We start from the raw sequence: 4976 nt of genomic DNA on the forward strand, positions 1-4976 counted from the left end.
CGGAGCAACAGGAGCGATTTCTACAACCATCAACAACTAATAAAAACGCGGATTCAACAAAAGGGAGGGAGACAATACAGGTCTCCCTTTTTTTAACTAAACGGAATTCGGAGAATAGAATTATTTCCTGATAATATTAAGCAGCCTGGCAGCCTGTCCTTTTTCATTGGTAATTTGAATTAGGATTGCTCACAATTTGTTATGATGATCATAATAAAATAAATTATTAAATTAACAAAGCCTTCATAGTTAGGAAAATATGTTAAAAGAATTTTTTTATTCAGGTATATCGCAATTCGGCAAACCCGTTCAAGGGATCGTTTTAGCATACAGTTCCCCTAAAGCTAAACAGCTTGTTCAACAACTTGAGGAAAAGCATAAATTCAAAGTTAAAAACATAATTCCAAAAAAAACTTTTCTCTATACAGTCAAACTGCCCAATGGGAAAAAAGTTACTCGGAAACAAACTGCTTTTACCAAAAAAGACCTTGCTAATGCTTTAACTAAAATGGGTTATGCTAATGCAAAGATTCAACCAGCTTTATTGGATTTCAAGTTTAGACCATCCTTTGCCAGTATTTTAATGTTCGTGAATCTCAGTTCATTTATGCTCAAAGAAAAAATGAGTTATGATAAAATCCTGCGAATGTTAGCTGAAGAAGAATCAAATGCTACTTTAAAAGAAACACTGAAAAATATTGAAGGTGATCTGAAAAAAGGTAAAGAAGGGACGGAAGTATTTGCCCGTTATACAGATGTCTTTGGGAAATTTCCTGCTTATATGCTCGGACTGGCAACAAAAAGCGGTAACATGGCAGAAGTTTATGACGCAACAGCCAAATTCATGGAACGGGACATGGAATACAGGAAAAGCATAAAACAGGCATTATTAGCTCCTTTATTGACTGTTGTGGCAATGGTTGCAGCTGTATTATATTATGTAATTTCTATTTTTCCGGCAACTGCCAGGTTATTTGTAAAATTCGGGATGAAACTTCCACCATTAACAGATGCGACCTTAAAAATGAGTGCGTATTTGGGAGAAAACTGGTGGTGGATGTTTTTGGTAGTTATTATTCCGATGGGAATAATTGCCTTATGGTGGCGGACAAAAAAAGGTCGGATCTGGAGAGATCATTTCATCATCAAGTTACCTGTTGTCGGACATCTTCTGCATAAATCAAGCATTGAGATCTTTTTCAGGGTTTTTGCTGCTGTTTATGGAGGAGCGGAAAATAATATCGAAACTCTGCAGGCATCTGCAGAAGCTTGTCGAAATGCTTTCATCGAAAAAAAGGTTAAAGAAGTTGCAATTCCTTTGATGCTCACGAAAGGTGATACTCTTGTAAGTTCATTAGCACAAGCAGCTGTTTTCAACAGAACTACTTTAAGCAGGTTAAAAACAGGTGCTGAAACCGGAAATGTATTATCTGCTGCTAAACAGATATCTGCCTTTTATGAGAAAGAAACAACTTATAAACTTCAAAACATCATTCAATCTATCCAGATGGTTGTAGGTGCATTTATAGCAATTGTGATTACTGCTCTAACCATTGTTTCTGCAGAAATTGCCATGGTTTCTCCAACCGGTCCTGGTATGTAATTTTCGGAGATACGATGTTAAAAAAATCGAGATTTGGACAATTATTGGTTGAAAGAGGGATAATCGATAAAGCCACTCTGGATAAAGCTCTCCTTTATCAGGCTGATGAGGACCCGTCCAATCCAAGAATGTTAGGCGATATCCTGGTTTCCGATTTTAAGATTGATCATGACAAGATATTCAGTTTAGTAGCCGATCTTTATGCTTTTCGAACGATCGAGATCGAACCTGAAAAATTTGATGAAAAAAGAATAGCGTATATCAAAGATGTCTTCTCTAAATTTGAGGAAGACTTCTTGAATAAATTATTGTTCAGAAAAATTGTTCCATACCGTGTCTTAAATGACAGGAAAAAATCATTACTGGTTTTAGCAGCTGATCCTACTAATAGTCTTGTAGAAGATATTCCAAAACTCTCCGAATTTAAAAAATATGAGGTTGCTTATTGTCGTTTATCATCGATCCAGGCTTTGATAAATATCATTGCTCCTCAAAAAAATGAATTCCTGGAATTACTGGAAGAAGCTTCCGGACAAATGCAGGAAGTAATTGATACTGATGAAGATAGTGATGTTGATGAATTTGCTTTGGATGAGGAAATCAATAAAAGTCTTCTCGTAAATCTTTATGAAGGCAGTTTGATCGAAGCAGTTAGAAAAGGAGCAAGCGATGTTCATATAATTCCGTTTCAGCATTCGAGTGTAGATATCATTTTCAGAATTGATGGAAAATTACACCGCTGGCACAGGCAGGAAAATACTTCACCTGAAGCTATGTCTGCTGTTGTTAAAGATAGAGCTTCCGGAATCGATAGATTTGAAAGAGATACTGCTCAGGACGGATTTGCCCAGAGACTTGTTGACGGACATTTGATCAGGTTCAGAATATCCATCATTCCGATTGTTTCCTCTGAATTTGAAAGAAGATTTGAAAGCATAGTGATCAGGATCGTTGATGACAGAAATGTGATCACAGACCTGAAAAAACTCGGACTACAAGCACAAGCTGAAAAAGATTTCGTCAAGGCTATCAGTAAATCGAAAGGGATCGTCTTGTTAACGGGTCCGACGGGAAGCGGAAAAAGTACGACCTTAATGGCAGCACTTCATCATACTATCGATCCCTCCAAAAATGTTCTTACTTGTGAAGATCCGGTCGAATATGTTATCAAAGGAGCAAGACAATTAAAGATCGGACATCGATTCAGTTTCGAGCAAGCGATAAGATCGATTCTCAGACACGATCCGGATATTGTTATGGTTGGTGAGATCAGGGATAAAATAACTGCGGATGTAGCCATAAAACTTGCTAATACGGGTCATTTAACTTTTTCTACCCTGCATACGAATGATGCACCGAGTGCAATTTCCCGGTTGTTCAAGATCGGAGTTGAACCCTTTCTTCTGGCTTATGCAATGAATCTTATCGTTGCTCAAAGATTAGTTAGAAAACTATGTCCGGAATGTCGAGTTCCTTTATCTAAAGAGAAATATCAGTCTGCTCTGGATATAGGACTGACCGAAGAAGATCTGAAATCCAAAAAAGTATTTGAAGCAGGTCCCGGTTGCAAAAAGTGTACAGATGGTTATAAGGGAAGAGTTAATATTTGCGAAGCCCTTTATTTTTCACCAAAAATCAGGAAAGCAATTGTAGAGTCCGGTGAGGAGATTGATGAAGATTTGATCAGACAAATTGCTGAAAAAGAGGGAATGTTATCTCTCTTGCAATCAGGCTTGGACCGGGTCAGGAATTCCCTGACCACAATATCGGAAGTTGCTTATGCAACTTCAGGAGATTAATTATGGGAAATGGTCAGATGTTACAAATCTTGCTTGCACTGATTCTTTTCTCAACAACTTTAATAACCATTTATAACGGTTTATACGACCAGGCGGAATTTGTATATCGTGGTTTATATTACAGTCAGGGACAGAAGATTGCAGAAAAATGCATTATGAAGATCGAAGCTGAATTGATAGGTCAGGTAACTGACTATTTGACGGTTTATAATGATTATCATGATTCGTTATTTACGATGGATATTAGTAATGAAACTTATAATGTTCATATGACTTCTGTTTTTTGTGATTCTACCGGAACAACAACATATCCGGATTCTACTTATTATCCATATCAGAAAATTGGCGTTGCAATTTGGTGTAAACCAAATATAACAGATACTTTATACATTGGAACAGCTGCACAGCAGATAAGTGAAGTTTTCAAGGATGTCTCTTTTTAGGTGAAATATGGGAACAACAGGAATGTTAGAAGCGATCGGTGCCTTGATCATCGGTGGTATTTTTATGGTAATGATGTTCAATGCCTATCATAATGTTAATGTTGCTGCCAGTAATATCACTCAGCAGATCAGCATTAATGCCATCACCGAAAGTGTTTGTTCAATGTTGGATTCGTTATATCTCTCCAAAGTCGGGGCTGGAGTTGATTCTTCAACAGTTGCTATCACTAAAGCCTGGATTAGAGATTTTAAATTTTTGGGAAAAATAAATCCAACCGATCCAACTCCCAGTGAATTCTATATAGATCAAGGAAGTTATGACAGTGATCAAGGGGGTTATCCATTAAGAGTTAAGATTGATGGGACAACTGTTGCCGGACCTTTCTATATGCCTACACAAATTGTTTTTAGATACTTTGATGTTCAAGAAAATGAAAAAAATTGGGCGGAATTGCTTTTTTCTTCACAAAGAGATTTAGTCCGTTCTGTCCGTATTGATTTTGAATTATTCGCAGATCCCGTGGAATTTGAAGGGCAAAAAGCTGAGATCAAACAAAGAATAATTTTCTGGAAGTATTTTAAGAATTTGTATTTGAGAGAATCATGATTGGAGCTGCAAGATTAAACTAAATCAAATATAATCGGGTGGGGAATAGGAGGTTGTATGAGTAAAGTCATTGTTATTTCAGTCATAGTTGCTGCGGCAGTTTTTGCTTCAGTAACTATATCAGTCCAAAAAAAAGCAACAGAAGTTCCGGAAGTGGTTGCTCAGGATTTGGCAGAAATTCAAATGAAAATCTGTGGGAATTATGCTTTGAATTATGCTATGGATCAAATTCTGAGCGGAAAAGTTCCGTATGAGCAGGGAGCATTTACTCAAACTTTTAGTGCTGATTATCAAACCAATTTTAATGTTACCAGCGGTTTGATAGACAGTATCAAGTACATTCCCAACGCAACTTTTGATACTTTAGTGGTCACATCCTATGTAACTACGAGTTATCTGGGTGATAACTATTCTCATCAGAGTTTTGCCGGAATCGGTGTAGAAGCATCGGGAGGAGAAGAACAACCTCCACCGGTCGGACCTTTCACTTGTGCAATTCTCTCAGGTGATGACATGACATTCAC

General features: G+C 37.3%; 5 protein-coding genes. All 5 read left to right on the forward strand.

The features are described from left to right. Positions 1 to 259: 259 nt before the first annotated feature. Positions 260 to 1603 carry a type II secretion system F family protein gene (locus tag ENL20_11650; GenBank protein HHE39208.1) on the forward strand — a complete coding sequence of 448 codons (1344 nt, stop codon included), beginning with the start codon at positions 260 to 262 and terminating at the stop codon, positions 1601 to 1603. A gap of 14 nt (positions 1604 to 1617) precedes the next feature. After that, positions 1618 to 3402 carry a type II/IV secretion system protein gene (locus tag ENL20_11655; protein ID HHE39209.1) on the forward strand — a complete coding sequence of 595 codons (1785 nt, stop codon included), beginning with the start codon at positions 1618 to 1620 and terminating at the stop codon, positions 3400 to 3402. 2 nt (positions 3403 to 3404) lie between these two features. Further along, entirely contained in the window at positions 3405 to 3845 is a 441-nt protein-coding gene (locus ENL20_11660; protein HHE39210.1) for a hypothetical protein, read from the forward strand. A gap of 7 nt (positions 3846 to 3852) precedes the next feature. Beyond that, entirely contained in the window at positions 3853 to 4452 is a 600-nt protein-coding gene (locus ENL20_11665) for a hypothetical protein (protein ID HHE39211.1), read from the forward strand. A 57-nt stretch (positions 4453 to 4509) separates the two neighbouring features. Then, on the forward strand, positions 4510 to 4976 hold a 467-nt coding region (locus ENL20_11670), incomplete at its 3' end, for a hypothetical protein (GenBank protein HHE39212.1).

Source organism: Candidatus Cloacimonadota bacterium (genome assembly GCA_011372345.1).
In the GTDB taxonomy this organism is placed as follows: Bacteria; Cloacimonadota; Cloacimonadia; order Cloacimonadales; family TCS61; genus DRTC01.

Excerpts from the sequence above, each read along its gene's own strand:
- ENL20_11655 (HHE39209.1), top strand. The coding sequence starts at position 1,618 with ATGTTAAAAAAATCGAGATTTGGACAATTATTGGTTGAAAGAGGGATA.
- ENL20_11660 (HHE39210.1), top strand. The coding sequence starts at position 3,405 with ATGGGAAATGGTCAGATGTTACAAATCTTGCTTGCACTGATTCTTTTC.
- ENL20_11665 (HHE39211.1), top strand. The coding sequence starts at position 3,853 with ATGGGAACAACAGGAATGTTAGAAGCGATCGGTGCCTTGATCATCGGT.
- ENL20_11650 (HHE39208.1), top strand. The coding sequence starts at position 260 with ATGTTAAAAGAATTTTTTTATTCAGGTATATCGCAATTCGGCAAACCC.